Source organism: Embleya scabrispora DSM 41855 (assembly GCF_000372745.1).
In the GTDB taxonomy this organism is placed as follows: domain Bacteria; phylum Actinomycetota; class Actinomycetes; order Streptomycetales; family Streptomycetaceae; genus Embleya; species Embleya scabrispora.
The window spans coordinates 1-23,940 of the sequence record NZ_KB889744.1; the positions used below are offsets into that span (position 1 = coordinate 1).

Consider the following 23,940-nt stretch of genomic DNA (forward strand, 5'->3'; position numbering starts at 1 on the left):
GACGCGACCAGCACGATCGTGCCGATGATCGCGATCGGCAGCAGGATCCGGATCGAACCGCGGATCAGGTCGACCCAGAAGTTGCCGATCTCGCCCGAGCGGACCCGAACGAACCCGCGCACCAGGGCGATCGCCACCGCCATGCCCACCGCGGCCGACACGAAGTTCTGCACGGTCAGACCGGCCATCTGCGCCAGGTGGCCCAGCGCCGCCTCACCCGAGTACGACTGCCAGTTCGTGTTGGTGGTGAACGACGCCGCCGTGTTGAACGCCTGATCGGCCGGCATCGCCCGCATGCCCAGGTCCAACGGCAGGTGTTCCTGGAGTCGCAGCAGCCCGTACAGGCCCAACACCGAGAACAGCGAGAAGGCCAGGATGCTGCGCAGATACATGCCCCAGTGCTGCTCGGCGTCCGGATTCACCCCGATCAGGCGGTAGATCCACCGTTCGCCGCGCAGGTGTCGGGGGCTGCTGTAGGCGTGGGCCATGTAGTCGCCGAAAGGGCGATACACGGCCGCGAGCGCGACGATCAGCAGGCTGAGTTGCAGAATGCCCGCGAGCGTCGTGTCCATCAGAACTTCTCGGGAAAGAGCAGTGCGACAACCAGGTAGGCGAGCAGCACGACCGACACGGACAGACCCACGATGCTTTCGATGCTCATGAGGCGACCCTTTCTTCGGAACGGACGTGCTCGGTGGGCGGAGCGGGGAGGTAGGGGCTGACGGGTATGGGGACACGGCCCGCCGGGGTGTTACAGCTTCGCCACCCCCCTCGCGATGAGGGCCACCACGGCGAAGAAGGCGATGGTCGCGAGAACGAACACCAGGTCGGCCACGGTTCGACTCCTTGTCGCATGTGGCGGAGGCGACTCTCAAATTCCTCGCTCTTCAGCCGTCCGGGCGAGCCTTGACACACCTTTGGTGGCTCCGCAGCCAACCTTGTCGCGACCTCGACGCCGCGTCGCCGGGCCCATCGCAATTCGCGGACATACCCTGGCAATCCACCGCGCCGTTGGTCGCCGGTATCGGTGTCGACGGCAATGCGGCGACCCCGCTTCAGCGATCGACGAGCCGTGTGATTCCGTGGAGGTGCTCGGTGTGATGCCTCGATATCCCCGTCGGGACCAGATGGCTCTGATCGCGGCTGTGGTGGTGCCAGTGGCGGTCGCGGGAGTGCTGGCTCCGTTCCGAGAGCACTTCGCGAGCGCGAACGTGGCCCTGTGCATGGTCGTGGTCGCGGTGGCCGCGAACGGCCACCGGCTCGCCGGGGCACTCGCCGCCCTGTCGGCCACCATCTGGTTCGACTTCTTCTTCACCAAGCCCTACGAGAGCTTCACCATCACGCGCTCGGCCGACGTGCAAATGGCGGTGCTGCTCCTCCTGGTCGGGCTGGCGGTCTCGCAGATCGCCGCCCGCGCCCGCCGCCTGCAGGTCGTCGCCATCACCGACGCCGATCACCTCTCCCGGATCCGCGACACCGCCGAGGCCGCCCGCTCGTCCACGTCGCCGGACGCCGTGGTCGACGCGGTCAGGGCCCACCTGATCACGCTCCTCGAACTGCGCGGCTGCCGGTTCGAATACGGCACGCTCATCGGCCACCCGCCGCGCCTGGAACAGGACGGATCGGTATCCATCGGACCGCGCACCCGAGACGTCGACCGACGCGGCCTACCCGCAGAGGAAATCGAGCTGCGCGTATACCGGGCCGGTCACTTCCACGGCCGCTTCATGCTCGACCCCACGCCCGGCACCCGGCCCTCCCTCCAGGCCCGCCTGGTCGCGGTCACCCTCGCCGACCAGGTCGGCAGCGCCTTCGAATACGCCGCACACTGAACCCGCGTCGGCCATGGATCACTTGCGGGCGGGCGACGTCGTACGCTCGGCCGCTGTCGGTGATCCTGACGGGGATGGCAGAGGTCGTGGCGATCCCGCCACGTCTGCCGGACGCGGAAGGCGGTGACGGACCGGGCCCGGGGCGGCCGGGAGGCCGGCTCGGTCGAGGAGTACCACGTCGTCCCCGCCCCGACCCGCACGCCGGCCGGGACGGTGAATCCGACAGCGGGTCGGCCGGCGGCCGCGGCGCTCGATCTCTTCGGCGGTTGTGGGGGTTTCGGCGTGTGCGGGTGCGGAGCGGGTGAGCGCGGCGCCGGCGAGTGCAAGGACGGCGATCAGATGCTTGGTGGTGTTCATGCCCGGTCGACGGGCGGGGGTGCCCGGTGACGGGTTCGGCTTCCACGAGCACCGACCTCGACCTTCGCCGCGAGCCTGCGCTCGCCGGTCGCTCTGGTGTGGGGTGAGTCGATCGTGGCGGAGTCGGGATGGTCGGTCGTCGGCGCGATGTTCGGCCGGGCGTCCCGGCCGGAACCCCGCACCGCCCGGTGCGGGTGCCATGGCAGGGCGTCCTCTCGCCGAACGAGGGCCGTGTTCTCGGCCGTCGCCGGGACGGGAGTACGTCGGTTGCGCGGACATGTCGCGGTTGCCGCGGCCGCGCACCGGCGGCGCGGGCCCGACGGCCCGCGCCGGGGCGGATGCCCCGGCGCGGGCGACGTATCAAAGGACGCGGACCTTCTCCGCCTGGGGGCCCCGGGTGCCCTGGACGATCCTGAACTCGACGCGGGTGCCCACCGGCAGGGTGTCGTATTCGTCGGATTCGATCGAGGACTTGTGGACGAGGATGTCGGTGTTCCCGCCGTCCTCGGTGATGAAGCCGTAGCCCTTTTCCTCGTTGTAGTGGGCTTCACCGCGCCCTGCGCCATGCGCCTGCTCCCTGTGACCGGTGTGTCACGACGCGCGTTCGCCCGTCGACGGCCGTCGTGCCCGCTCCCGGGAGCCTCGAACCGCCTCGCGCCGGACCCCCGGCCGCGCCGCGCCGCGTCACACCCATGGGTGGGGCCCCGCCCCTATCCCGTACCGTCCCCGCGCCGTCGCCGATGTTCGTCGGGAGTCGCCGCCCGTTTCCCGCCGCCGATCACACTGATGGAGCGTCCTGCGCGGGGGGCGTCGGGCCCGGAACGGCCCCTGTTCCCGTCGATGGACGGGTGGTCGGGCCGAGGCGGGGGCGCACGGCGCCGGCGGGGTGTGTCGGTCGGCGGTGGTCCCGGGGAGGGGCCGCCCGCCGCGACGGGGAATCGACCCTGCCCCCGTCATGGGTCGACACCGACATGGTCCGCGGTATCGCCCGCACCGTTCACACGTGGTCGTGCCCGCGCCCGATCGACTTCGGGGGTTCCCGTTACGCCTCGGAGGTCGACGCCCTCCGCTACGACATCGCCCGCCGGGACGAACGGCGCGTCCGGAATGCTCGGATCCGGGTCCGGGTCCGGGCGCACCGGGGTCGACGTCGCCGTGGGGTCCGCTGCCACCCCCCGGGGGGGCGTGGGGCCGCCTGCGCCGGGGTGGCGAGCGCGCCCGGGACGAGTGCGGTGCCATCGGCGGGGGCGGGCACAGTCCTGCCGCGTCGCATCCGGAGCCTGGCTCCTCGGAAGCGGCCGTGACGGTCGGTCCGTGAACCGGCCGGGCGCCCAGACCCGGCGCTCGCGCACTCCGCAGATCGTCCGCGAACGCCGGGTTGATCACGACGAGTTCCCGGTGATCCGCGCGTATTGATCGCCGGTCGGCGTGGAATGTCCCACCGAGGTCGGGCGGCCGCAATCGCGCGCCGCGTCGGACTTCGCGGTTCGCCGCCGCCCGGGACTTCGCCGGAGCCGTGTACGCGTCGGGCCTATGCCGGCGGCACGGCGTCGAACACGAGTGCCACGACGCCCGTGTAGTCGCCCGCCGCGGGTCCCGGTCCCACCATGCTGATCCTCAGCGGCGCCCTGGAGCCGACATGCGCTCCGCCGTCCCCGGGTGTGGTCGTCAGCAATGTGCCGTCGATCTCGACTCCGAGTTCGATCGAGGCGGAGCCGGACACCAGGAGCGGGAGAGCGTCGGCGACGACCGCGGCGACCTGGCCGGACTCGAGCCCGAGGGATTCGGCGGTCCGCGCGAGTTCCTTCTCCCCGACGGCCTCGGCGATCTGTTCGGCGGTCACCGGCTCGTCGGGCCCGGGACCGAACCAGGACTGCCACTGGGCCTCCAGACCGGCGTCCGTCAGGTCCTTCACGGGGATCGACAAGGCGGTCGGCGTCACGGCGCCGTCGTTCACGGGATCCGTCATGAACAGGTCCCTTCCCCCGGGCCGACCGCGGGAAGCCCGTCTCCCGTCGATACCGGCCGGGCCCCGCACGGACGCGTACGTCGCACGCCCCCGGCTATCACACCAGGTGACATTCCACGCCCCTCAGGACTGCATCCCGCGCGAACACCGACCACACGAACAACGGGGTGTCGTCCGATGTGAACGTGGGCCGGCCCTGATCTCGTGATCCGGCGCCTGCTCCGCGACCGACCCAACGCCCGACCCGGCACCACGCCGTACGACGAACATGCCTCGTGCTCGGATCACAAGTCGGTGCCAGGGCCCGAGGTTGTCGGCGGATTCGCCACGACCGGATGTCAGCGGGTTCAGTGTTTGACGCCGCCCTGGGTGGTGGGGGCCGCGATGCCCGGGAGGGCGGGTTCGAGGAAGCGGGGGTGGTGGGGCATCGGCCGCCCGACACCGGGGTCGGGAACGGTCGTTGTACCCGGTGGCGCCATCCGTTGTCGCATTCCGTGCCGTGGGGTGCGAAACGTCCACCCGAAAGGGGCCCATTGCCATGTCCGCCGCACTCTCCGACGATCTGCAGAAGCTCATCGACGACACCCCCGTCTTCGCGACGGTGGCCACGATCCAGCCCGACGGCAGTCCGCAGTTGTCGGTGACCTGGCTCAAGCGCGACGGCGACGACCTGCTGATCTCCACGACCGTAGGCCGCAGGAAGGAACGGAACCTGCGCAGGGACCCGCGCGTCACCGTGATGATCAACCCGCACAACGCGCCGTACACCTACGCCGAGGTCCGCGGCGAGGCCACGCTTTCCCTGGAGGGGGGCCGGGAGTTGATCGACGAGCTCTCGCGCAAGTACACGGGCAAGGACTACGCGGACTTGAATCCCGCCTCCGCCGACGACGGCGAACGCGTCGTCGTGCGGGTCGCTCCGCGCAAGGTCGTCGGCTCGCTCTAGACCGCGGGCCGCTCAGTCGCGAGCCTCGGTGGTCCCGGCGGCGATCAGGCGGGTGGCGGCCCAGTCGGATGCCGTTCCGACGGTGGTGGTCCGGGTCAGACCGAAGGTCGTCGCCGTCGCCTCGATGTCGCCGGGGTCGACGTGTTCGCCCAGTCCGGCCTTCGGGGTCAGCACCCACACGGCGCCCTCGTCGGCGAGCATTCCCCGGGCCTCGGCCAGGTCGCCGTCCCCGTCGCGGAACCACAACAGCGCCACGTCGACCACGTCGTCGTGGTCCTCGCCCACCAGGTCCTTCCCGGTGATCCGCTCGATCGCCGCGTGCAGGTCGTCGTCGCCGTCGTGGCCGAACTCCTGCACCACCAGTCCCTGCTTCAGGCCCAGGCGGGCGGCGAGGTCGGAGGTGTCGGTCGTGGACGTCATCGTCGCTTCTTCCCGTCGTCGTGAACGCAACGCCACCACGATCACCGAGCAGGCCCGCCCCGTACGGAAGCCAGACCGAAGGCCACCCGAACGCGTGACGCCGCGACCTGCCGTCCCGCCCACCGCGGCGAATCCGAGGACGTGGAACACGACCGCGACGGCCCCCGGGGCGAGCGCGATGTCCAACCACGGGACAGTGTTGTCCGACGTGAACTCGGGCCTTGTCCCGGGAAGCGTGAACGTCCCTCGTCGGGAGCCGGGTCGGCGCCGGCGGGTCGTGATCGATGCCGGTCGGCCGAGGGCGCACGCGGGTGGACTCCGGGCCTCCGAGGATCGTTCACGCTTTCCGTGCCAGAGCCGATTCCGGGGAGCCTCGTCAGCGAGACACAGCTGCGCGGGAATGAACTCGCTCGGGTCGCGGCCGACGTCGGCGGCGCGGTGGGGGGCGGCGGTGGCCTGGCCGGCATGGCGGCGGTCGTGAGGCGGGCGAGGGCGGCGAGGGCGCGGATCCTCATGGGGTGTCTCCCGTCGTGCGGGGGTGGGGGACGCCGGACACGGTCTCCCGCCGGGCGTGCGCACATATCCCGGCGCGCCGACCCCACCCCTGTGCCACCCGGTCGGTCCACGGTGGGGTCGGGCGGCCCACACGATCGACCGCCGGCAGCAGGGCCTCGCCGGTCGCGGGCGGGGCCGGTGCCGCACCGACCGGCGTCGGCACGCGACCGGCCCGGTGGGTCTCGGGGGTTGGGCCGGTCCGACGGCGGGGGTTGTGTCGCGGCCGGCCGGCCGCCCCCGGCTCACAGCCCGCCGCACGGCGAGGCGGATCCCGGTGAACGGCGCGGCGGAGGAAGCCGGGCGCTGCCGCGCACCCTGTACCACTCCGCGCCGCGGCTGAGCGAAGCACTCCACCTCGACCGATACGACGTCCACCCCGAACTCGGCCCCGCAGGCAAGCTCCACGTACGGTTCGGCAAGGCGGCCAACGCCCGGGGACCGCGCCCGAGATGGGCACCCATGCTCGACGAGCCGGCCGGATCCTCGCCTGGTATCAAAGCGACGTCCGGCCCCTGTTCCCCGACACCGCCGCACTGTTCTGCGACACCCACGGAAGGCCACTGAAACCGGAGACCGCACGTGACCGCCCGGCCCGCCTCCTGAAGGCCGAAGGCCGACCCGAGAGCGACCGGTTCACCCCGCACGACCTGCGCCGCGCGTGTGCGACCCACCACTACGAGCAGGGCATGGACCTGCCCGTCGTCCAACAACCGCTCGGACACCGGCACATCGCCTCGACCATGGCCTACGTCCGCCCCTCACTCACCTTCGTCGAGGACGCCCGGCGCCGCGCGACGCAGGACGCCGTCACCGGCCTGACCGGCTGACCCACAGACAGGACGCCATGACCACACAGGCCCCTCTGCACGCCGTCGAGTCCACGGCTTTCTCGCCGCAGGTCGAGTGGAGACTGCGGATGGCCGCGGCACAGCGCGGCATCTGGACCGGCACCGAACTGCGCCGACTTCTCGCCGAACGGACTGGCCTCGACCTGTCCGCGGCATCGGTGTCCGCCCTGTTCACCAAGCAACCCTCCCAGGTGAAGCTGTCCACTCTGGCCGCGCTGTGCGCCGCCCTCGACTGCACCCCGGGCGACCTGCTGCCGGCCGTCGGCGAGCCCGCCGCGTCCCCACCACCCACACCACGCATCACCCCGCCCCCACCACCGCTGCAGCAGCCGGCACCGCCGGTCCGGCACGGTGCGCTGAACGTTTCGGGTGCGCCCTTCGTATCCCCTTCCCGACAACGTCGGTGACATGTGGAGGGCAGACCATGAACGCGCTCGGGGACGACGAGACCGCAGGGGTGCGCCCCGGCGACGCCGGGGCGGAAGCGCCGAAATCCGGCATGGTGGGGCGGCGCCGGCTGATCGGTCTCGGCGCCGGTGCCGCCGTCGCCGTCGCGTTCGGTGCCGCCGGGCCGGTGCGGGCGGAGGGCCGGGCCGATCGGGCCGGCACCGAGACGCTCGACGGCACGTCCCGCACCGACGTGATCATCGAGTGGTACGACACCACCGCAGCCGTCATCGCCTCCTGGGGTGCCCCAACGCAGATCACCAACAGCCGCGCGTGGGGCATCGGTTGGCTCGCTGCGGCGCGGGCGCTGGAGTACGGCCGGGACCGGGACTTCGAAGACGCCGCCGTGGCCTCCGCGGTGCACGCCGCGTTGCGCACGCTGTTCCCCGGCACCGATCAGGCCGCGTTCCTGGACGGTGCGTTCGCCCGCACGCTCGCGCGGCTGCCCGCGGGGCGTCGGACGTCCGCCGGGATCGCGGAAGGCGAGCGGCAGGCGGCGCGTGCGGTGGCCGAACGCGAGGGCGACGGTCTGCGGCCGGAGCAGGTCAACGCCCCTTACACGCCGCCGCCGGTGGCCCCGGGCATCTGGCGCCCGACGCCGCCCGATCCGACCAAGCCCGCCGTCCAATTCGGGCAGCGTCTCGGCCGGACCTTCCTCCTCGGCCGCGCCGACCGCTTCCGGCCGGGTCCGGCGCCCGGCCTCGGCTCGGACACCTACCTGACCCACCTCGCGGAGATCCGCGCCTACGGCCGCAAGACCGGCGGCCTCCGCACCCCGGAGCAGACCGACACGGCACTGTTCTGGCAGCAGTCCTCGCTGGCCGGCTTCACCGGCGCCCTGCGCGCCGCGGTCGCCCACCCCCGCCCGCGTTCGGTACGCGACCGTGCCCGGCTCGTCGCCGCCTTCCACACGATCAGCGTCGACGCGCAGATCGCCGTCTTCGAGGCCAAGTACGTCTACACCCGCTGGCGCCCGGTCACCGCGATCCGCGAGGGCTCCGTGGACCCGGACCCGACGTGGGAACCGCTGGTGGCGACCCCCCGGCACCCCGACTACCCGGGCGGCCACTGCACGTTCGCGGGCGCCGCCGAGGCCGTGCTGACCGCGTTGGCCGGACCCGGCCCGGCAACCCCCGTCACTCTGGGCAGTCCCGACGGCGTGACCCGGACCTACGCGTACTGGCACGAAATGACGCGTGACAACATCAATGCGCGCGTCTGGGAAGGCGTCCACTTCCGCTACTCGGACCTTGCCGGTGCCACGCTGGGCCGCCAGGTCGCCGGGTGGGGGCTGGCGCGCCTGCCCACGCTGTTCGGCTAGCACCGCGTTCGGCCGGTAGCGCTCTCCGGACGGACCCGGCGCGCGGCACTGCCCGGCGCCGGGTCCGCCGGGCGGTGAACGCGAGCGCCGTGCCGTCCGTAACCCCGGGCGGCGAGTACTCGGCTCGTCAAGGCCCATCCGGATGGAGGCGGTATGCGGTGGAGGCGCCGGAGCGCCGGGGCGCGCGCGGAGCGGGCACGGCCGGACACCGATGGGGAGGTACGCGCGCTGTACGAGCGGTACGGCGGCGAACTCTTCGCGTTCTCGTGCCGCTCGCTGGGCGATCCCGGATTGGCGGAGGAAGCCGTCCAGGAGACGTTCGTCCGCGCGTGGCGCGCCGCCGATCGCTACGATGCCGGCCTGGCATCCGCCCGGACCTGGCTGTTCGCGATCTGCCGGAACGTGGTGATCGACCTGGCCCGGGCCCGCAGCGTCCGACCCAAACTGGTCGCGGTCGACGCGGGCCACGCCGACCCGGGCACCGTGCCGGAACCGGGTGACGAGCCGTGGGACCGGCTGCTGGACGCCATGCAGGTCGAGGAGGCGCTGCGCCGCCTCAGCCACGAGCACCGCGCGGTGCTCGTGGAAGTGCATCTGCGGGACCGCGCGGCCGCGGAAGTGGCCGCCGACCTGGGCATCCCGGTCGGGACGGTGCGCAGCAGGGTCTTCTATGCACTCAAGGCCCTGCGCCTGATCCTGGAGGAAATGGGGTGGGACGATGACCTCGGGTGAGCAGTCACGGCAGTGCGCGCATTTCCGGCCGCTGCTCGGCATGGCGGCACTCGGACGTGCGTCGGACGCCGAGGCCGTGGCCGCCCGGGCGCACCTGGACGGTTGCCCGACCTGCACGGCCGAGCTGCGCATGCTGCGCGCCACCGCGGAACGCCTCGGCCGCGCCGATCCCGACCGGGTGGCCCAGGATCCGCCGGTGCCGCCCGCGCGGCTCGGCGAGGCGGTGCCGGCCGGTGTCGCCGCGGCCCGGCGCCGGGCGCGCCGCCGCGCGGCGGTGGTCGGCACGGGGGTGGTCACCGGGATCGCCGCCGCCGTCGCGGGGGTGCTGCTGCTGACGTCGGCACTCGACTCGCCGGACCGGCCGCGGCCGCAGGTCGCCTACTCGTCGGGCGGCACCCACGCGACCGCATACCTCACCGACCACTCGTGGGGGGTCAGCCTCCGGCTCGACGTCAGCGGCCTGCCCGCGGGGGAGCACTACATGGTGTGGCTGGAACGGGCGGACGGCTCGCGCGTGCCGGCCGGCAGCTTCACCGCGCTCGGCGAGCACCCCGTCTCCGTCGAACTGACCGCGGGGATGCGTCGCCAGGGGGCGGTCGCGCTCGGGCTCAGCACGGTGCCTGGCGGGCCGCCGGCGTTGCGTGTGCCGGTTACGACGTGACGAGTCGTCAGGCGCGGCACGGCACGATGCGGAATTCCCATGATTTTTCGTCACGTGCTGAACGCACGCGGAGGTTCCGTCCGTATCCCCCGGCGACCGTCTCGCACCCCGGCGAGGCCCGCCCATCAAGGGGACGCAACTGATGAACCACACCAAAGCGCTGCGCTGGTCCGCCCTCGGCCTTGCCGTCGCCGCCGTCGCGGTGCTCGCGCCGACCGCGCTGGCCGACAGCTCGGACAAGAGCCGCGCCGCCCACGTCGACGTGCTCACCCCGCGCGCCGGGGCGAGCACCGGGATCGAGGGCAAGGCGTGGATGTTCGACCTGAACGTCCGCTACCGCGACGGGCTGCAGGCGGCCGGCTGGACCGGTCCGCAGTTGACCGGGCCGGAGAAGCACAACAACGTGCCCCCGGCGGCGGGCACCTTCTCGCCCGGCAAGGACGACAAGCTGCCGGGCGTCGTCGTCCTGCTGTCCACGACCGTCGCCGACAAGCCCGGTTTCTCGGGCCCCGGCACCAACCTGGCGAACCTGTTCAACGTCACCGCGATCGCCGAGCAGGGCCGTCGCGGCAGCACGATCGCCGACAGCTGGCTGGTGGGCGGCGCGTTCTTCGGTACGAACACCGACACGGTGCTCACCGTCGCGGTGGTCGACGACCTGAACCACAACGGCGTGCTCGACGACGCGCCGGCCACCGTGCCGGACGCCGACGGGAACGGCACCGTGGACGCCCGCGACCTGAAGGCGCTCGGGGTCGCGTCGAACATCGAAACGGTGAAGTTCCGGATCGCCTGAACGGATGCTCGCGGCCTGGCGGGCCGCATCGGGGGCGGGCGTTGCCGACACACGGCGCGCCCGCCTCGCGCTTTCCGGGCGTCCCTGGCTTGCCCGCGAAAACCTGTTAACCAGTTGGCGTTCGCAGAGGCCGCGCGGCACGATCCTCGGAATTCCCCTCACGAGGAGTGATTCATGCCTGCCAGTCCCGAGTCGGGACACCCGAAATCGTCGGCCACGCCGTCGCGTTGGCCACCGCCTGCGGCTTCGCGCTGTCCAGCGAGCCCAAGGTCGGCCGCCTGCTCCCGGTCCTGGCCGCGGCGGTCCCCACCGACGGCCGCATTCTCGAACCGGGCACCGGGGCGGGCGTCGGGGCCGCCTGAATCACGTCGGGTCTCGCCACTCGGCAGGATGTCGAGTTCGTCACGTTCGAGTACGACGACGAATTCGGGTACGACGTAGCCAAGTTGCCGTGGGATCGCGCGCCGCGGGCGATCATCGGCGACGCCGTCGCGCTCCTGCCCACGCTCGGCACCTTCGACTTGATCTTCGCCGACGCCGATGGCGGCACGTGGCACAGCCTCGACCTGACGATCGACGCACTGCGGCCCGGGGGCGTGCTCTTCGTCGACGACATGGACCTGACGCGGTACGCCAACCCCGAGCACGTCGCCAAGACCTCCGCGGTACGCAACCAGTTGCCGACCGACCCGCGCCTCACCGCGGTGGAACTGCACGCCGCGAGCGGCCTCGTCCTCGCGACGCGCGTGCGCTGAGCGGACAGTGGCAAACAGAGCGATGCCCGGACCCCTCGCGTAGGGTTCCGGCGCCGCGTGCCGATGTCAGCCCACCAGCAGGTCGTCCCGCAGCTCGCAGACGTCACGGGCGTCGAGGTCCAGCGCCCGGTCGAGGTAGGAGTTGAACGAGCCGTACTGCTCGCGGACCTCGTCCAAGCCGGCGTTGAGGTACTCCGGCCGGACGTCGAGCATCGGCTTGCAGACCGCGGCCTGCGCAGGCGGCATGCGGTCGAGGGCCGCCTTGTTCGCCGCAGCGCGGTAGTCGCTGCCGGCAAGGTAGTCCGCCATGATGGTGTCCTGGGGCACACCGAGGGCCGTGAGCAGGGCCGCCTCGGACCAGCCGGTGCGGTCCCTGCCCGCGGTGCAGTGGAAGACGACGCCGTGCGCGCTGTCCGTGCCGACGCCGCGGAAGGCCGTGGTGTGGGCGGCCTTGGCGGTGTCTCCAGAGACCATGAACCGCTCGCCGTCGATCATCATCTGCGCGGCGTCCTCGGGGGACTTGGCATGCCGAAGATGCCGCCGCTGCCGGCGAGGACGTCGGCGACGACGTAGTTCGTCCCGGCGGTCGCCTGGAGGTGGCCGCAGCCGACGTCTCCTGGCGCGCCGACGTCCTGGCCACATCCCCCACGGCACCCACCGCATGGCCTGGGAGGCCCAACCGTCGCCCATCGGCGTGGACGCCATCCGCGCCAGGACCGCGAACCTGGCCCGCGACGACGTCACCGTCTGCCGGGTCGCACCCGCCCCCCAAACCCGGCGCTCCGCCCGCCCCCTGGCTCGACGCCGTCCCCGCCGTCGAGGCCGCTCCCACCGACACCACACCACCGTGACCTGGACCCTCACCCACGGGCTGCGCCGCTTCACCACGTTCGCTCGAACGGAACATTCACGTGGTCGCGGTGGATCCACGGCACCTCGGCGAACTCCCCGCCGGGCAACCGGATCCACACCTGGCGGCCGTCGTGCGGGTTGTGGTGCACCTCCCACTTCCCCTGCCGCGCGATCACTCCCGGGGACCGCCCCCGACACGCCCCCAGGACCGGATGGTCGTAGGTGCGGTGGTCGATACGGATCCCGCGGTCGGTGACCCGATGCCACCGCGCCGGCAGCAACTCCACATAATTCCGCCCCGCGAGCGGCACAGGCACATACCCGCACGCCCCCACCAGGGCGCCCCACATCTCGTTCGGCGTCAGCGCCGCCCCGGGCGTCATCGGGTGCCGCAGCCCCTCGTGGGGCCGGCCCTGCCAACCCACGGTGATCCACTCGTCGAGCAGGTCCTGCAACTGCGGAACGGTCCAACACGCCTCGTCCTCGACACTTCGCCCGCGCAGGGTCGTGTTCGAGCCGGTGTACCCGGCCACGTGTTGGCAGAACAGCGTGTTGATCGCGCCGAACGTCCGCTCCACCACCCCTTTCGCCGCGGGCCTGCGCGGAGGGGCGGGCCGCACGCTCACCCCCAACGTCTCGCACGCCGCCACAAACGCCTCCGACACGAACACCCTGCCCCGGTCGACCACGATCGTCTCCGGCACGATCACCGGCCGCGCCGCAACGCCCTCCAACCGCTTATCCACCCTCATCAGCCGCTCGTAGGGCACGCTCGCCCGCGACAACCCCAACGCCTCGGGCCAATGCGGCCGCATCGGATGCGGCACCACCATCTCCGCGAGCAATAAAGCAGCGTCGACCGCCTTGGTCCCCTCCGGCCGCCCCAACCGCCCGTCCTCCAGGACGGCCATCACGTCCAAGCGGGTGGTGTCGACCCGGACCCGCTCACCCGGCCGCGACGCGCCCGCGCGAGCGAACGGCGGCGTCCTCGCGCTCGCGGTCCGCGCCGGCCACCCCGGCAACTCCGCAGGATCGGCCGGAGCGTTCACCAACCGATGGAACGTCGCCCGCGACGGCAAGGGCACCACACCCGGCCCGTGCGCCCGGTCCAGGATCTCCCCGGCCAACCGCCGCAACCCCTCCACCGTGCCCTTCGACCGCCCCCGCTGCCGGCGCAACGCCTCCAACACGGCCACCACCACCCGCCCGTCGCTGCGCCCGGTCGCACTCGCGCCGCGCGTGGCGCGCTTGTCGACCGGCCCCCACAAGCCCTGCCGCCGATACCGGCCGCGCACCCGCTGCATCGTCGCCACACTCACCGCCCACCCCGACGCCCGCATCTCCTCGGCCTTGGCCCGCTCCCGCTCCGCCATGGACCGACCCGGGCCGTACTGCGCACGCGCGTGGCTGCGATCCGCTCGGCCGGCGACGACTGCCGATGAACGGCCCGGTGTTTCGGTGTCGTGCCGTTCTCCTAGCATCCGTGCATGCTGATCTCGACGACCTTCACTCACACGTGGCGGACCGCGGCCGCGACGGTGCTCGCCGCATACCCGAAGTGGAACCGCAGGGTGGTCATTGCACTGCCCGTGTTGCTGCCGCTCGCGGCGGTGGTCGTGAAGGAGCCCTACGTGCGTGTCTGGTTGATCGTTGCGCCGCTCATCATGCTGCTTGTCCACGGCAAGTCGGTGCGTACGCTGGTCGGCCTGGGCGCGATCGACGTCGAGCTGGACGACGACGGCTACATGCGCGAGCGGCCGGGCGTGGCCACCTCCGGTATGCGGTGGTCGGCCACCCTCGATGTGCGACGCCAGTACGGGCTTCTGGTCATCCGTACGATGCCCCGCGCCGTCTCCACCATCCCCGAGAGCGCCTTCACCGCCGAACAACTCGCCGTGCTCGACGAGTTCATCCGTACACGCCACTTCCCGACGGCCTCCACCGCGTGATATCCGGCGCGGATTCCGGGACGGGCGCCGAAAGGACGGCGTGCGGCGACGGCCCCACCGTCGGTGGCCGCGGTGAGCGCGTACCGCGGGCACGGCTGCCGCGTCCGAACGGCGGTGGGAACGGCACCACTGTGTCGTGTCGGTGGTGTGTTGAGGGTGCGGTGCCCTGACCTGGGGCGCCGCACCGATGGACCGAGGTCGAGGCGACGATCTCCGGCCTGATGGGGGCGATGCACGGGATCGCCGATCGATACGCGAATTCGGATCCGGTACTGGGAGGGGCTACGGCATCAACGCCGCATACCGGGAGAACAACATCAACAGCAGCGAATCCCTGACCCGGCGGGCCGTGGAACTCGCCGCCGAGGCGGCCGAGATCGTCGGCCGCTGCTCGTCCGTCGACGCCGAACGAGCCCTGCTGAAGCGGCCCGAGGACGCCGGCTGACGAACCGCACCCCCCACTTCTGCGCCGCAACACGAACGGCTCCGACCTGTGGTCGGAGCCGTTCGTGTGTCCCGTCGTGGGGCACAGCCCGCACAACCCGCCGCGTGGCGAATGCGTGGACCCCACGAACGGCACCCTCCACACCGTCGCACCCCGTCGGTCCCCGGCGCAGGCGGTTCACCCGAACGAGACGAAAACGCCCGCTCGGACGCGCCGCTTGGCCTGGGGCGGACGTGAACCTTACGTCCGGTTCACGTCCACCCCAGGCCGAGCGTGTCGAGTACCTCGACTCGCTCCGCCGGGATCGTCGCGTGGCCCCGGGACGGGGTGGTGGTGATCCGCACCCCGAGGGGAAGAACGCGTGGGCGGGCCGGTGCCTTCGTGTGCCGAAGCACGCCGGTTGTCACCAACGCAGGCTTGTTGTCGCCAGGATCGTGGGTGCGTGAGTGTGTGCCGCATGGTTGAGATTCCCGTGCGACTCGCGGGGTTCGTGGGGTTCTGCGTCCGGTGACAACCACCGTGCTTCATCGCGCATCGGTGACGGGAAGCGCGCCGATCCGGTGACGACAAACGTGCGTCGCCGGCAGGAAATCCCAGCCGGGTGTCCGTCGTTGGTGACGACCATCGTGCTTCGGCACAGGTGGTTGGTGGTCGGCGACGGGGGTTGGCGGAGTGTCTGTATCGGTGGTTCGGGTTCGTGTGTCGCCGGCTGATGTGGGGTGACCGATCGGCTGCAGGGTGAGCGAGGCGTGGGGCGGTGTCGGCGGGCCGGCCGTTCACAGCCGCGTGTGTGGATGTCGGTGTGGGTTGGTCGGTGGCGGTCGTTACGGTTTCGCGGTGTGGACACCATTACCGAGCTCGATCGACGTCTTCATGCATTTGACCCGTGGTTGCCGCCGAGGGTGGTGTCGGCGTTGGTCGAGTGCGGCCACCTCGACGAACTCCGTTTCCAGGCGCGGGGAGGGGACTGGTGTTGCGTGCGGGAGTGGGCGTCGTTGCTTGCCGCGCGGGATGAGCGGGACGCGGCGCTGGGAGTGCTGGCCCCGTTCGCCGACACCGGTTGGTGGGAGGCGGTGCGCACGGTGGCGGAGCACTTGGTCGGGTGGGGGCGTACGGCCGAGGCGATCGCCCTGGTCCGCCCGGCGGCGGAGCGCGGCGAGGGGTCCGCGATCGAGCGGCTGGCGGTGCTGTTGGCCGGCGAGGGCCGGATCGACGAGGTGATCGCGGTGTTGGCCCCGCACGCCGCGGACATGTTCCGCGCCCGGGAGTTGGTCGACCTGACCGCCGGACGCGGTCGTGACGACACGGTGCTGCGCCTGCTGCCCGCGGTGCCCGCCGAGCCGGCGTTCGGGGAGTTCCCGGCCGTCGTGGGTCTGCCCGCCGAGGTGTTGGAGCGACAGGGCCGCGTCGACGAGGCCCTGGCCCTGTTGGCCACTCGCGTCCACCACCCCAACGGGTCGGTCAACGTGGTCGAGCAGTACGCCGATACCCTGGCACGCCATGGCCGGGAGGCGCAGTTGCGGGACTTCGCCGACGGACGCGGCGGAGTACATGCGGCCTCGCGTCTATCCCTCTATCTGGAGGAACAGGGCCGCGTGGACGACGCCGTCGACGCCCTGCGACCGTTCGTCGCGACCGGCGACCCGAACCCCGCACTGGGGACGGCGGAGATACTGTTCCGGCACGATCGCGTCGAGGAGGCGGTCGAACTGCTGCGCCCGGAGCCGGGGTTGGCGTACTACGAGACCTGGGTCCTGCAGTCGCTGTTCATCCGGCTGGTCGAGCGTGGGCGGGCGCAGGAGGCCCTGGAGATCGTCGACGGTCTGGCCGCAGTCGGCGACATGTCGGTTGAACTGTTCGGCCTGCACGTCTGGTTGCTCTGCGAGCTGGGCCGTGCCGACCGGGCCATCGCCGAAGTGCGCGCGCGTGCGGACGCCGACACCTCGAACATGAGGAACCGTCTGGTCGATCTCCTGACGCTCACCGGGCGCCTCGACGAGGCCATCGAGATCCTGACACCGAGCAAGAGGGAGTGGGACGTCGCCACCCGGGCTTCGTTGCTGGTCCGTGTGGGACGGGTCAAGGAGGCCATCGCTACCTGGCACGACCGTGACATCACTCCCGTGCCGACTTCCTGGGGCGATTGGTGAGGTTGCCGTGATTCCGGGTGGTGGTGGTTGGCGTGTGGATACCCCGGGCAACACCGTGTTCACCAGTGCATGCCGATTGCGGTGGGCAACCACTCCCGCTCGTCGTTCGGCGATCCACTTCCGGAGCGTTGGTCGTCGACCCAATTTACCCGACCGCACCTTGAGCACCGGACCACGGGCGCAGATCATCGGCGAGGTGGTCGAGGCGGATCGCGTCGAGGCTGGTTTTGGTGATGCGTTCGGTGCCGTCCAGGACGGCGGTGATGGCGGCTTGGCGGATCAGGCAGGTGAGGCTGCCGATCCGTCCGGCGGTGCGTTGGTGGAGATAGGGCGCGAGGCGGGGGAGTGTCCCGGCCCGGTGCGCGCGCAAGTCGAGGGCGGCTTCCAACCCGGCGATCAGCTCCGTGAACGGTTCGCGTTTCCCGAGCCGAGCCGGGAACGCCCCGCACTCGACGAGTGAGGCCCGTCCGGCGAGTTGCGCCGCGCGCACACCCGCGAACAACGGTGTGGCGGCCACGTCGATGCTCGCGTACACGAACGTCGCGGCGATGCGTTCGGTGAGGTCTTTGAGCAGGTCGGCGGTTTCGGCGCCGGTGGTGGTGCGGGGGTTGAGGACGGTGGGTTCTCGTCGATGAGGACCAGGCGGACGCCGGCCCGATGGTAGGTGTGGCAGACGACCTCGGTGATCCGGGCCTGTGTCATCCGGGCCGTGACGGGGATGCCGAGGTAGCGGGCGAATTCGGCCGCGAGGGCTTTCGCGGTCGCGCCGGGCGGACGTACGCCACCGCCACCCGGCCCTCCGCCCTCCCGCCGCGTCGGGTGGCCTCCGCGAGGTGGCAGGCGCCCGACGTGGAGCAGGCGGTGGTCTTTCCGGCCGCGGCGGGGCCGGTGACGATCAGGGACGGTCGGGCGGTGGTCGATTGATGGCGGCCCAGGATCATCAGCGTGCGCACGCTGATGGCGAGGGCGTCGATGGCCGGGGTGCGGATGGTGACGAACGCGGAGTGGTAGGCCAGGCGTTCTTCCCGGCTGCGTGGCGGGGCATCGGGCTCGGGCGGTGTCGGGGGTGGTGCGGCCACGAAGTTCTGCCAACCCTGCCAGGTGGTGACCGGCCGGGACTGTTCCGTCGCGTCCACACCCTCGCCACTCGGGCCGTTGCCCGAGTGCACGCCGAGGCTCACCATCTCAGGGCCTCCTCATGGGCATCGTAGAGCCCGAGCCCCAGGTACGGCGGGGCGGGGGAGTCGGGCTCGTCTTCGTCGGCGTCCGGGCCCGGGAGCGGTGACTCGTCGAGGCCGTCGTCGAGTTCGTCGAGGCTCTCCTTGCCTTCCCCAGGACGGTGTCGCCGAGGTCCTGCCCCGCCCTTCGTGCACGGAACGTGCCGGCGGGGGAATGCGGATGGGTGTGCTGCAGGCCGGGAGATTGTGCTCGGTGCGGGTGGCCCGTCCGGTGTGGGCGGGGCGCATGAGCTGGTCGAGGACGGGCCCGACGTCGCCATCGCCGCCCCGACGCGGACCTGCTCGCCGTCGAGCCCGTGACTACTGCACACCGCGACATCGCGCCCGTACACACAGCAACCGCCGCCTGGAGGCGGGAGAAATCGCCTGCGTTCGTCGGATCCGGGCCCTACAGTGCCAGGTTCCGCAGATCACTCACGCACTGGAGAACCCGATGGGTACCCCGAGCACCCCGTCCGACATCGAGTCGTCGTTATCCTCGGCGGGCGACGTCGCGCCGAAACCGCCGTACAACCTGCTCGCCGTCCTCGCCCCCATCGTGGGGTTCTTCTGCTCGTTCCTGCCCGTGGGCCTGGCCCTGGGCGTCGTCGCCCTCCAACGCATCAAACACACCCGCGAACGCGGCCGGTGGCTCGCCTGGACCGGCATCGCCATGAACACCGCGCTGATTGCGCTGTTCGTCGTCGTCCTGATCGTGACCGCCCTCCGCGACGACGACAAACCCGCCCGCGAAGCACCCGTCGCGATCCCCGGCAAAGGCGACTGCTTCGCCGCCGACGATCCAACCGCCGCACCACCGACCCGGCTGGACGCCGTCCACACCGTCGCCTGCACCCGCGTCCACACCGGCGAGATCTACGCCGTGTTCACCCTCGACTCCCAGGCGCCCACCGTCGATGCCGAGTCCCTGAACGTCGTGGCCACCACCCGCTGCGTCGCGCTGGCACGCGAGTTCATCCCCTCTTCCGGCGTCGCCCCGCGACCCGGCGACGTGCACTACCTCCTCCCCGACCCGCAGCAATGGGCCGCGGGCGGGCACACGATCGCCTGTTTCGCGCGGGACACGGGACTGCGTTTGACACGTCCGTCCGAACGTTGAGTACGAGGCGACGGCCGGCCGGGCGTTGTGGCATCGCCGTCCGTTCGTCGAATCAGGCGGTGGTTCGTGACCGCGCCCTTCCCGGCGATAGGGTCGCCCGGACCGTCGACACGGGGGTGTGCATGAGGCGTCGCGAACGCGGCTTCCCGGCAGGTGTGTTGCTCGCGGCGACCGCGGCGACCGGGTGCACCGGGCACGAGGACGCCGGGCGGGCGCCGGTCACGGCGCCGACTTCCCCCGGTGCGACGGCGCACCCGGTTTCGGGGGCACCGGATGTGGGTCCCGCCTCGTTCGGGCCGGGCATCGCGACGGTCATGTGATGTGGCAGGTCGGGGATCTCGCCTTTCCCGACCGTGGCGATCCTGTCGTCGTACCGGATCGCCGACGGTGTGAAAACGAGCGAGCGCACGATCTCGTTCGGCTCCGAACACGCCGAACCCGACTACCTGTGCTCGCCCGCGGACGAGCAACGATCCGCTCAGCAGGTACGACGGCTCTTCGACCGCAACCACACCCTGGTGGCGGGCATCGTCCCGGGGCCGCCCGGTCGAGGGCGCCGTGCCGCGGCGTTCGACCTGACCACCGGCCGCGCCGTCGGCCCGCCGCCGGCCGACGAGTTCACCTCCCCGAGAGCGCCCTCGGAGTCGGCGCCGATGTTCGCGCCCGACACCGACACCCTGTGGTACCAGGACGCGGACAAACGCGTCCTCTCCCGCGCTCCCCGCAGCCCCGCCGCGCCGAGGGAACGCGGACGCTCGAGCGCGAACGCGTTCCTGCTGTCCGGCGAGAGCGTGTGGAGCCCGGCCGCCACCGTGGAGATGGTCTCTCCGGGCGGTGACGTGGCCGTGGCCTACGAGTACCGACGTGGGATGCGTCTGGTCCGCAACGGCCAACACATCAACGACGCCGTCCGCATCGGCGCCCGGGACATCCTCGACGAGGAGCGGATGCCCGGCGACGAGAAGATCCCCACACACTGCTCGCCGCGCTTTTGGATCGACAACGCGTCGTTCGTGTGCGCCGACACCGGCGCCCTGATCCGGGTCACCCTCGCGCCCGACCGCGCCTCGGTGGTCCCTCTCCTGCCGGCCAACGACCGCACCAACACCGACGCCTTCGGCTCACGCCCCCGGGCAGCCCGCACGGCCCGCGCCCCCTCGACCCCGAGCGCCGGCTGCTCCTCCTCGCCGGCACCACCGGGATCGTTCGTCGCCACCCGGGCATGCTGACGGACACCTACGACGAACCGGCGCAGGTGGGACCGGTGCCGGCGCCGGATCGATCAGGTGAAGGCCGCGACGGTACCGCCGATCAACAGCAGCGACCCCATGACGAGGAAGCCCGGACCGATGACCTTCACCGCCGCCCGGGCCGAGACCAACCGCTCCTCGGGGGACCGGGAGGCCACATCTGCGCCGTTCTCGGCGAAGAATCGCGCGGCCCCCTCTCTGTCGCGCAGAAACCAGATCCCGGCCCCGAGGAAGACGATCCCGACGGCCGAAAGCATCAGCAACCCCGCCGGATCCGCGCCGTCCGAGCCCCAACTCTCAACCAGATAAGCGCTCATCGTCCCATTCTGCTCTCGGTGGGTGATCCACCGGACGCCGCCCGACTCGCCGGGAGGGGACGGCGCCCGGCCGGGGTCGGTCGACGAACGGGATCTTCCAGGTCTTGGTATGGGTAGGCCCCAGGTGAGCGAGAGCCCCGCGCCGACTCCGCGGCCGTACCTCGTCGACGCCAACTCACCCGGGACAGGCCCATCCCTGCTCGGTGAGCCGGGCGCGGATCAGTGCCGAGATGTTGCGTTTCTCGTTCGCCATGGCGGCGTGTTCGGGAATGCCGAGGCTGTCGTCGATGTCCGCCCACCGGTCCAGTCCGGAGACGACCAGTGCCCACCGGGCCGCGTTCAGGACCAGGGCCGAGGTCTGGCCGGGGGCCGGCCAGGTCGCGAAGCCGGCCGCGTCCCGCGGCCAGTCGGGGATCTGGTCCCAGCCCGCCCGGCGAACGCTCCCGGCGAGTTCGGCGCCGTCGTGGTCACCGCGTTCCCGCCTGCTCTGGTCCTCGTTGTCGAGCATCCCGTCTATCATCAACCAATGGCGGGTGTCCACCCACACACGAAAGTTCGCCGTCGTATCGAACGCATGGCCGCCCATGCCGGTCGATCCTGGCGAGTGCCGCCACGCCGGGTCAACACAAGCCCGGAGTCCCGCTACGATCCGCGCGCCCACGGCGCGCCGACCGGGTGGGCCCGGTGAGGGCGCGAGTCGGTTCACGTGACACGTCGTCGCGGCTTCCGGAGGACTGCGCCCGGACGGCGAAGCCCACGAAATCCCCGGCCGGACCCTGCGCGCCGGCTCCGGGCGGATCCGGGGACGCGGGTCGCTAGCACGCCACTTCGTGGGCCAGGCGTCGGGCGGCGATCTCGATCGTCGCCTCGTGTTTGTCGATGCGGGCCGACGCCTCGTCGAACGGCTCGTCCGACTGGCCCAGTTCCTCGACCCGGGCGACGCAGCCGGCGACGCAGGCGCGGGCGGACTGCAGCACGGACCGGGCCAGGGTCGCCGCGGTCGCCAGGTCCGCCCGCGCGGCCGGGTCGTCGGGGGACAGGGCGAGGGCCTCGTCGGCGACGCGCGCGGCCAAAGCGACCAGCCAGGAGACGTGTTCGGCCTGGAACCGCAGCCGTAGGGCCAGCGTGCCTCGCGCGGCGGTGTCGTCGTCCCCCGCCCGCTTCAGATCGATGATCGCCGTCGCGACCCGGTCCGCGATCTCGGACAACTCCTCCGCGCTCTCCCGCGCCCGGTAGCGCGGTCCCGCGCACGTGCCGCCGGCCGCCTCCACGAGGGCTGCGGCAGCGGCCAGGGTCAACGCCGCGACGTGTGGTCCCCGGGCGACGCCCGGATCGGGATGCGCCCACGACCGGAGCATCGCGCCGAATGGCCGGAGGCCGTCGCGGTTTTCCTCCAGGTCGTCCTCCAATTCCATGCAGTCCTCGACCGTGACGGGATTGGGGTTGCGCGTCCAGCGCTGCTCGAAACTCATACCGCGAACGTAGACAAGGAATGTCCGCCTCCGGGGCCGAAATGGCGATTCGCCACTCTCCGGGGAGTCCGGTTCCGGCCTCGCCCGGACCCGTCGGCACGCCGGGCGGGTCCGGGCACAGCGCGGGCGGTGTCGCATCCGCTCCGATGCGGCGGGGTCGCAGTCTCCACAGCCCCGCCTTGCGGTGAAGCTGGGCTGGTGAGCATCAGCGGCGAGCACCCGGTGAGTGCGGAGCAGATCTGTGGGGCCTGGTGGCCTTGGGGGCCAAGCCGATCCTCGATCCGGAGTCGTCGCGCGAAGGCCCGCGGGAGGACGACCGTCCGCAGCTCCTCGGCGCGTTGCCGGCCAAGGCGGAGTCGGAGATCGCCGCTTCGACCAGGTTCGCCCACGAAGGGGTGGAGGACGCCGCCGAAACGGCGGCCGGATGGGCCGAGTTCGTGGGACCGGACTCCGATCTCTCGGCCAACGTGCTGTCCAATCGGTTTGAGCGCACCGGGGTGCAGCTCATGGGCGAAGCCGAGGAGACGCTCCCGGGCAGGCGTGATCGCGCCCGTCGTACGGCCAGGCCGGATGCGAACGGGGGCGGCGACGGCCGTCGAACCACAAGCCCGGTTCCCCGGCGGCATCCTCCGTCTCCGTGTCCTGCTCATGGAGCCCAGGGGCACGCGGGCCCTGAACACCCGGGCCCGCGTTCAGTACATCGCGGCGAGGAGTTCGCCGTGCTCGACGTCCTCGCGGGGCAGTGTCGTGCCGAACTCGGTGTGCATCATGCGGTCCTACCCGACACCGGATGGAACGCCGCCCTGATCGCCCACCGCGTCGGCCCCACCGGACACGTCACCAGCATTGAGACCGACTCCGCGCTCGCCACCACCGCGGCCGCGACCCTGACCCGCGCCGGAGCACGCGTCGACGTCCGGGTCGGCGGCGGCACCCTCGGCTGGGCCCCGAACGCCCCCTACGACCGGCTGATCGCCACCTACGCGGTCGACCGCGTCCCCCGCGCCTGGATCGAACAGACCACCCCCGGCGGCGACATCGTCTTCCCCTGGATCCGCCTGGGCTACTTCGCCCTCACCACCGCCAAGGACGGCCGCTCCGCCACAGGATGGCTCCACGGCCTCGCTCAATTCATGAACGCCCGCGGCACCCCCACCCACCGCCACATCCGCGCCGACCGCCACCCCGACCACGAACGCGCCTTCACCCGCGACCCACGCCCCTTGCACGACAACGCCCACCTGATGTGGGCGCTGCGCCTGCGCCTGCCCGACGTCCTGTTCGACACCACCGTCGACACCGGCGGCGTCCATGCCCGCCTCCACGACGGCGCCGGTCCTGGGCGACGATCTCCACGCCGCCGAACGGGTGCGCGATCGCCTCCCAGGGAGGTCCGCGCCGGCTCGTCGACGAACTGGAGACCGCGTGGGACGCGTGGATCGCGGGCGGCGCCGTGAGCCTGTACGAGCACGGCATGACCGTCACGGCCGACGACGAGCAGTTCGTCTGGGCGGGCGACCCCGACACCG

At 71.8% G+C, this 23,940-nt stretch carries 28 protein-coding genes; 16 read left to right on the forward strand and 12 right to left on the reverse strand.

Translation table 11 applies throughout. The annotated features are described in order from the left end of the window. Together A3IC_RS0150775 and kdpF are read right to left on the reverse strand one after the other, a co-directional pair. On the reverse strand, window positions 1-572 hold a 572-nt coding region (locus A3IC_RS0150775; RefSeq protein ID WP_020557726.1), incomplete at its 3' end, for a potassium-transporting ATPase subunit KdpA. Then, entirely contained in the window at window positions 572-661 is a 90-nt protein-coding gene (gene kdpF, locus A3IC_RS64045) for a K(+)-transporting ATPase subunit F (protein ID WP_020557727.1), read from the reverse strand. The genes kdpF and A3IC_RS0150775, both read right to left, overlap by 1 nt. Before the next feature lie 439 nt (window positions 662-1,100). Between kdpF and A3IC_RS0150790 the strand changes: the two genes are divergently transcribed. Next, window positions 1,101-1,832 (forward strand): DUF4118 domain-containing protein, encoded by a 732-nt coding sequence (locus A3IC_RS0150790; RefSeq protein ID WP_026219704.1) that lies wholly within the window; start codon window positions 1,101-1,103, stop codon window positions 1,830-1,832. Between the two features lie 717 nt (window positions 1,833-2,549). Here A3IC_RS0150790 and A3IC_RS66545 read toward each other — a convergent pair. Together A3IC_RS66545 and A3IC_RS63785 are read right to left on the reverse strand one after the other, a co-directional pair. Then, window positions 2,550-2,702, reverse strand: coding sequence for a cold-shock protein (locus tag A3IC_RS66545; RefSeq protein WP_158696462.1), 153 nt, complete (start codon window positions 2,700-2,702; stop codon window positions 2,550-2,552). 1,018 nt (window positions 2,703-3,720) lie between these two features. Continuing rightward, entirely contained in the window at window positions 3,721-4,158 is a 438-nt protein-coding gene (locus A3IC_RS63785) for a YidB family protein (RefSeq protein ID WP_020557730.1), read from the reverse strand. Window positions 4,159-4,696: 538 nt separating this feature from the next. Between A3IC_RS63785 and A3IC_RS0150810 the strand changes: the two genes are divergently transcribed. Beyond that, on the forward strand, window positions 4,697-5,104 hold the full coding sequence (locus A3IC_RS0150810) for a PPOX class F420-dependent oxidoreductase (protein WP_020557731.1): 408 nt from the start codon (window positions 4,697-4,699) through the stop codon (window positions 5,102-5,104). A 12-nt stretch (window positions 5,105-5,116) separates the two neighbouring features. Here the strand turns inward: A3IC_RS0150810 and A3IC_RS0150815 are convergent, their stop codons facing one another. After that, the gene (locus tag A3IC_RS0150815) at window positions 5,117-5,524 is read right to left on the reverse strand and encodes a DUF3052 family protein (protein ID WP_026219705.1); all 408 of its coding nucleotides are present in this window, start codon (window positions 5,522-5,524) and stop codon (window positions 5,117-5,119) included. Window positions 5,525-6,528: 1,004 nt separating this feature from the next. Here A3IC_RS0150815 and A3IC_RS69575 point away from each other — a divergent pair. From A3IC_RS69575 to A3IC_RS0150855, 8 genes are all read left to right on the forward strand, one after another. Then, window positions 6,529-6,906, forward strand: a complete 378-nt coding sequence (locus A3IC_RS69575) for a tyrosine-type recombinase/integrase (protein WP_026219706.1) — start codon at window positions 6,529-6,531, stop codon at window positions 6,904-6,906. A gap of 17 nt (window positions 6,907-6,923) precedes the next feature. Then, complete coding sequence (locus tag A3IC_RS61370; protein ID WP_020557733.1) at window positions 6,924-7,334, forward strand: helix-turn-helix domain-containing protein; 411 nt, start codon at window positions 6,924-6,926, stop codon at window positions 7,332-7,334. A gap of 17 nt (window positions 7,335-7,351) precedes the next feature. Further along, complete coding sequence (locus A3IC_RS61375) at window positions 7,352-8,695, forward strand: vanadium-dependent haloperoxidase (protein WP_020557734.1); 1,344 nt, start codon at window positions 7,352-7,354, stop codon at window positions 8,693-8,695. Window positions 8,696-8,848: 153 nt separating this feature from the next. Further along, window positions 8,849-9,427 carry a sigma-70 family RNA polymerase sigma factor gene (locus tag A3IC_RS0150835; protein WP_020557735.1) on the forward strand — a complete coding sequence of 193 codons (579 nt, stop codon included), beginning with the start codon at window positions 8,849-8,851 and terminating at the stop codon, window positions 9,425-9,427. Beyond that, window positions 9,414-10,088 carry a zf-HC2 domain-containing protein gene (locus A3IC_RS61380; protein ID WP_052174168.1) on the forward strand — a complete coding sequence of 225 codons (675 nt, stop codon included), beginning with the start codon at window positions 9,414-9,416 and terminating at the stop codon, window positions 10,086-10,088. The genes A3IC_RS0150835 and A3IC_RS61380 overlap by 14 nt, the downstream gene beginning before the upstream one ends. Before the next feature lie 142 nt (window positions 10,089-10,230). Next, window positions 10,231-10,884, forward strand: coding sequence for a hypothetical protein (locus tag A3IC_RS0150845; protein ID WP_020557737.1), 654 nt, complete (start codon window positions 10,231-10,233; stop codon window positions 10,882-10,884). A 167-nt stretch (window positions 10,885-11,051) separates the two neighbouring features. Further along, window positions 11,052-11,246 (forward strand): hypothetical protein, encoded by a 195-nt coding sequence (locus A3IC_RS0150850; RefSeq protein WP_026219707.1) that lies wholly within the window; start codon window positions 11,052-11,054, stop codon window positions 11,244-11,246. A gap of 84 nt (window positions 11,247-11,330) precedes the next feature. Then, a complete protein-coding gene (locus tag A3IC_RS0150855; RefSeq protein WP_020557739.1) occupies window positions 11,331-11,639 on the forward strand; it encodes an O-methyltransferase in 309 nt (102 codons plus the stop codon). A 66-nt stretch (window positions 11,640-11,705) separates the two neighbouring features. Here A3IC_RS0150855 and A3IC_RS72290 read toward each other — a convergent pair whose 3' ends face one another. Continuing rightward, window positions 11,706-12,344 carry a tyrosine-protein phosphatase gene (locus A3IC_RS72290; protein WP_321184064.1) on the reverse strand — a complete coding sequence of 213 codons (639 nt, stop codon included), beginning with the start codon at window positions 12,342-12,344 and terminating at the stop codon, window positions 11,706-11,708. Between the two features lie 176 nt (window positions 12,345-12,520). Then, window positions 12,521-13,864 carry a DDE-type integrase/transposase/recombinase gene (locus A3IC_RS61390; RefSeq protein WP_020557741.1) on the reverse strand — a complete coding sequence of 448 codons (1,344 nt, stop codon included), beginning with the start codon at window positions 13,862-13,864 and terminating at the stop codon, window positions 12,521-12,523. Window positions 13,865-13,978: 114 nt separating this feature from the next. Here A3IC_RS61390 and A3IC_RS0150870 point away from each other — a divergent pair, with 114 nt between their 5' ends. From A3IC_RS0150870 to A3IC_RS61395, 3 genes are all read left to right on the forward strand, one after another. Continuing rightward, a complete protein-coding gene (locus A3IC_RS0150870; protein ID WP_020557742.1) occupies window positions 13,979-14,440 on the forward strand; it encodes a hypothetical protein in 462 nt (153 codons plus the stop codon). A 187-nt stretch (window positions 14,441-14,627) separates the two neighbouring features. Next, complete coding sequence (locus A3IC_RS0150875) at window positions 14,628-14,885, forward strand: hypothetical protein (protein WP_020557743.1); 258 nt, start codon at window positions 14,628-14,630, stop codon at window positions 14,883-14,885. A 977-nt stretch (window positions 14,886-15,862) separates the two neighbouring features. Next, the gene (locus tag A3IC_RS61395) at window positions 15,863-17,035 is read left to right on the forward strand and encodes a tetratricopeptide repeat protein (protein WP_245600014.1); all 1,173 of its coding nucleotides are present in this window, start codon (window positions 15,863-15,865) and stop codon (window positions 17,033-17,035) included. Between the two features lie 145 nt (window positions 17,036-17,180). Here A3IC_RS61395 and A3IC_RS72295 read toward each other — a convergent pair whose 3' ends face one another. Both A3IC_RS72295 and A3IC_RS72300 read right to left on the reverse strand, forming a co-directional pair. Continuing rightward, window positions 17,181-17,570, reverse strand: coding sequence for a hypothetical protein (locus A3IC_RS72295; RefSeq protein ID WP_245600015.1), 390 nt, complete (start codon window positions 17,568-17,570; stop codon window positions 17,181-17,183). A gap of 163 nt (window positions 17,571-17,733) precedes the next feature. Further along, window positions 17,734-18,219, reverse strand: a complete 486-nt coding sequence (locus tag A3IC_RS72300) for a hypothetical protein (protein WP_205353701.1) — start codon at window positions 18,217-18,219, stop codon at window positions 17,734-17,736. Window positions 18,220-18,706: 487 nt separating this feature from the next. Between A3IC_RS72300 and A3IC_RS0150895 the strand changes: the two genes are divergently transcribed. Both A3IC_RS0150895 and A3IC_RS0150905 read left to right on the forward strand, forming a co-directional pair. Beyond that, a complete protein-coding gene (locus A3IC_RS0150895) occupies window positions 18,707-19,372 on the forward strand; it encodes a DUF4190 domain-containing protein (protein ID WP_020557746.1) in 666 nt (221 codons plus the stop codon). 389 nt (window positions 19,373-19,761) lie between these two features. Then, window positions 19,762-20,601, forward strand: coding sequence for a hypothetical protein (locus A3IC_RS0150905; RefSeq protein ID WP_158696457.1), 840 nt, complete (start codon window positions 19,762-19,764; stop codon window positions 20,599-20,601). A gap of 53 nt (window positions 20,602-20,654) precedes the next feature. Here the strand turns inward: A3IC_RS0150905 and A3IC_RS0150910 are convergent, their stop codons facing one another. From A3IC_RS0150910 to A3IC_RS0150920, 3 genes are all read right to left on the reverse strand, one after another. Then, window positions 20,655-20,939: a hypothetical protein gene (locus A3IC_RS0150910; protein WP_020557749.1), complete on the reverse strand. Its 285-nt coding sequence runs from the start codon at window positions 20,937-20,939 to the stop codon at window positions 20,655-20,657. 175 nt (window positions 20,940-21,114) lie between these two features. After that, window positions 21,115-21,447, reverse strand: coding sequence for a hypothetical protein (locus A3IC_RS0150915; RefSeq protein WP_158696459.1), 333 nt, complete (start codon window positions 21,445-21,447; stop codon window positions 21,115-21,117). Between the two features lie 307 nt (window positions 21,448-21,754). Further along, entirely contained in the window at window positions 21,755-22,411 is a 657-nt protein-coding gene (locus tag A3IC_RS0150920; RefSeq protein ID WP_020557751.1) for a hypothetical protein, read from the reverse strand. A gap of 719 nt (window positions 22,412-23,130) precedes the next feature. Between A3IC_RS0150920 and A3IC_RS69580 the strand changes: the two genes are divergently transcribed. Then, window positions 23,131-23,868: a methyltransferase domain-containing protein gene (locus tag A3IC_RS69580; protein WP_158696460.1), complete on the forward strand. Its 738-nt coding sequence runs from the start codon at window positions 23,131-23,133 to the stop codon at window positions 23,866-23,868. Window positions 23,869-23,940 lie beyond the last annotated feature (72 nt).

What these genes read in the sequence shown, in the direction of transcription:
- A3IC_RS0150835 (WP_020557735.1), top strand. Translation starts at nt 8,849, where the DNA reads ATGCGGTGGAGGCGCCGGAGCGCCGGGGCGCGCGCGGAGCGGGCACGG.
- A3IC_RS72300 (WP_205353701.1), bottom strand. Translation starts at nt 18,219, where the DNA reads ATGGTGAGCCTCGGCGTGCACTCGGGCAACGGCCCGAGTGGCGAGGGT.
- A3IC_RS69575 (WP_026219706.1), top strand. Translation starts at nt 6,529, where the DNA reads ATGGGCACCCATGCTCGACGAGCCGGCCGGATCCTCGCCTGGTATCAA.
- A3IC_RS61380 (WP_052174168.1), top strand. Translation starts at nt 9,414, where the DNA reads ATGACCTCGGGTGAGCAGTCACGGCAGTGCGCGCATTTCCGGCCGCTG.
- A3IC_RS61370 (WP_020557733.1), top strand. Translation starts at nt 6,924, where the DNA reads ATGACCACACAGGCCCCTCTGCACGCCGTCGAGTCCACGGCTTTCTCG.
- A3IC_RS63785 (WP_020557730.1), bottom strand. Translation starts at nt 4,158, where the DNA reads ATGACGGATCCCGTGAACGACGGCGCCGTGACGCCGACCGCCTTGTCG.
- A3IC_RS61390 (WP_020557741.1), bottom strand. Translation starts at nt 13,864, where the DNA reads ATGGCGGAGCGGGAGCGGGCCAAGGCCGAGGAGATGCGGGCGTCGGGG.
- A3IC_RS0150915 (WP_158696459.1), bottom strand. Translation starts at nt 21,447, where the DNA reads ATGCTCGACAACGAGGACCAGAGCAGGCGGGAACGCGGTGACCACGAC.
- A3IC_RS0150910 (WP_020557749.1), bottom strand. Translation starts at nt 20,939, where the DNA reads ATGAGCGCTTATCTGGTTGAGAGTTGGGGCTCGGACGGCGCGGATCCG.
- A3IC_RS72290 (WP_321184064.1), bottom strand. Translation starts at nt 12,344, where the DNA reads ATGGCGTCCACGCCGATGGGCGACGGTTGGGCCTCCCAGGCCATGCGG.
- A3IC_RS0150870 (WP_020557742.1), top strand. Translation starts at nt 13,979, where the DNA reads ATGCTGATCTCGACGACCTTCACTCACACGTGGCGGACCGCGGCCGCG.
- A3IC_RS0150790 (WP_026219704.1), top strand. Translation starts at nt 1,101, where the DNA reads ATGCCTCGATATCCCCGTCGGGACCAGATGGCTCTGATCGCGGCTGTG.
- A3IC_RS0150895 (WP_020557746.1), top strand. Translation starts at nt 18,707, where the DNA reads ATGGGTACCCCGAGCACCCCGTCCGACATCGAGTCGTCGTTATCCTCG.
- A3IC_RS0150810 (WP_020557731.1), top strand. Translation starts at nt 4,697, where the DNA reads ATGTCCGCCGCACTCTCCGACGATCTGCAGAAGCTCATCGACGACACC.
- A3IC_RS0150875 (WP_020557743.1), top strand. Translation starts at nt 14,628, where the DNA reads ATGGACCGAGGTCGAGGCGACGATCTCCGGCCTGATGGGGGCGATGCA.
- A3IC_RS0150845 (WP_020557737.1), top strand. Translation starts at nt 10,231, where the DNA reads ATGAACCACACCAAAGCGCTGCGCTGGTCCGCCCTCGGCCTTGCCGTC.
- A3IC_RS61375 (WP_020557734.1), top strand. Translation starts at nt 7,352, where the DNA reads ATGAACGCGCTCGGGGACGACGAGACCGCAGGGGTGCGCCCCGGCGAC.
- A3IC_RS0150920 (WP_020557751.1), bottom strand. Translation starts at nt 22,411, where the DNA reads ATGAGTTTCGAGCAGCGCTGGACGCGCAACCCCAATCCCGTCACGGTC.
- kdpF (WP_020557727.1), bottom strand. Translation starts at nt 661, where the DNA reads ATGAGCATCGAAAGCATCGTGGGTCTGTCCGTGTCGGTCGTGCTGCTC.
- A3IC_RS0150815 (WP_026219705.1), bottom strand. Translation starts at nt 5,524, where the DNA reads ATGACGTCCACGACCGACACCTCCGACCTCGCCGCCCGCCTGGGCCTG.